Origin of the sequence: Kitasatospora sp. NPDC004723 (genome assembly GCF_040609255.1) — a bacterium.
Lineage (GTDB): Bacteria > Actinomycetota > Actinomycetes > Streptomycetales > Streptomycetaceae > Kitasatospora.
This window is the reverse complement of record NZ_JBEXJT010000093.1, coordinates 3,289-4,683: the sequence shown is the minus strand read 5'-3', so window position 1 is coordinate 4,683 and position 1,395 is coordinate 3,289. Positions and strand designations below refer to the sequence as shown.

1 rRNA gene (only partly in view) is annotated in these 1,395 nt (G+C 56.3%); it reads right to left on the bottom strand.

Going from position 1 to position 1,395, the window contains the following annotated elements:
- Positions 1-2: 2 nt before the first annotated feature.
- Positions 3-1,395, bottom strand: a 23S ribosomal RNA gene (locus ABZW10_RS38560) (it continues 1,795 nt past the right edge of the window).

Below are 1,395 nucleotides of genomic sequence, written 5' to 3'. Positions count from 1 at the left end.
CTGAGGACAAGCCCTCGGCCTATTAGTACCGGTCAACTCCACCCCTCACAGGGCTTCCATATCCGGCCTATCAACCCAGTCGTCTACTGGGAGCCTTACCCTCTCAAGGAGGTGGGAGTGCTCATCTCGAAGCAGGCTTCCCGCTTAGATGCTTTCAGCGGTTATCCCTCCCGAACGTAGCCAACCAGCCATGCCCTTGGCAGAACAACTGGCACACCAGAGGTTCGTCCGTCCCGGTCCTCTCGTACTAGGGACAGCCCTTCTCAACACTCCTACGCGCACAGCGGATAGGGACCGAACTGTCTCACGACGTTCTAAACCCAGCTCGCGTACCGCTTTAATGGGCGAACAGCCCAACCCTTGGGACCTACTCCAGCCCCAGGATGCGACGAGCCGACATCGAGGTGCCAAACCATCCCGTCGATATGGACTCTTGGGGAAGATCAGCCTGTTATCCCCGGGGTACCTTTTATCCGTTGAGCGACGGCGCTTCCACAAGCCACCGCCGGATCACTAGTCCCTACTTTCGTACCTGCTCGACCCGTCAGTCTCACAGTCAAGCTCCCTTGTGCACTTACACTCAACACCTGATTGCCAACCAGGCTGAGGGAACCTTTGGGCGCCTCCGTTACCCTTTAGGAGGCAACCGCCCCAGTTAAACTACCCACCAGACACTGTCCCTGATCCGGATCACGGACCCAGGTTAGACATCCAGCACGACCAGAGTGGTATTTCAACGACGACTCCACCATGACTGGCGTCACGGCTTCAAAGTCTCCCACCTATCCTACACAAGCCGAACCGAACACCAATATCAAGCTATAGTAAAGGTCCCGGGGTCTTTCCGTCCTGCTGCGCGAAACGAGCATCTTTACTCGTAATGCAATTTCACCGGGCCTATGGTTGAGACAGTCGAGAAGTCGTTACGCCATTCGTGCAGGTCGGAACTTACCCGACAAGGAATTTCGCTACCTTAGGATGGTTATAGTTACCACCGCCGTTTACTGGCGCTTAAGTTCTCAGCTTCGCCCCACCGAAATGGAGCTAACCGGTCCCCTTAACGTTCCAGCACCGGGCAGGCGTCAGTCCGTATACATCGCCTTACGGCTTCGCACGGACCTGTGTTTTTAGTAAACAGTCGCTTCTCGCTGGTCTCTGCGGCCACCCCCAGCTCAGACAGCAAGTGCCGTCACCAGGAATGGCCCCCCTTCTCCCGAAGTTACGGGGGCATTTTGCCGAGTTCCTTAACCATAGTTCACCCGAACGCCTCGGTATTCTCTACCTGACCACCTGAGTCGGTTTGGGGTACGGGCCGCCATGAAACTCGCTAGAGGCTTTTCTCGACAGCATAGGATCATCCACTTCACCACAATCGGCTCGGCATCAGGTCTCAGC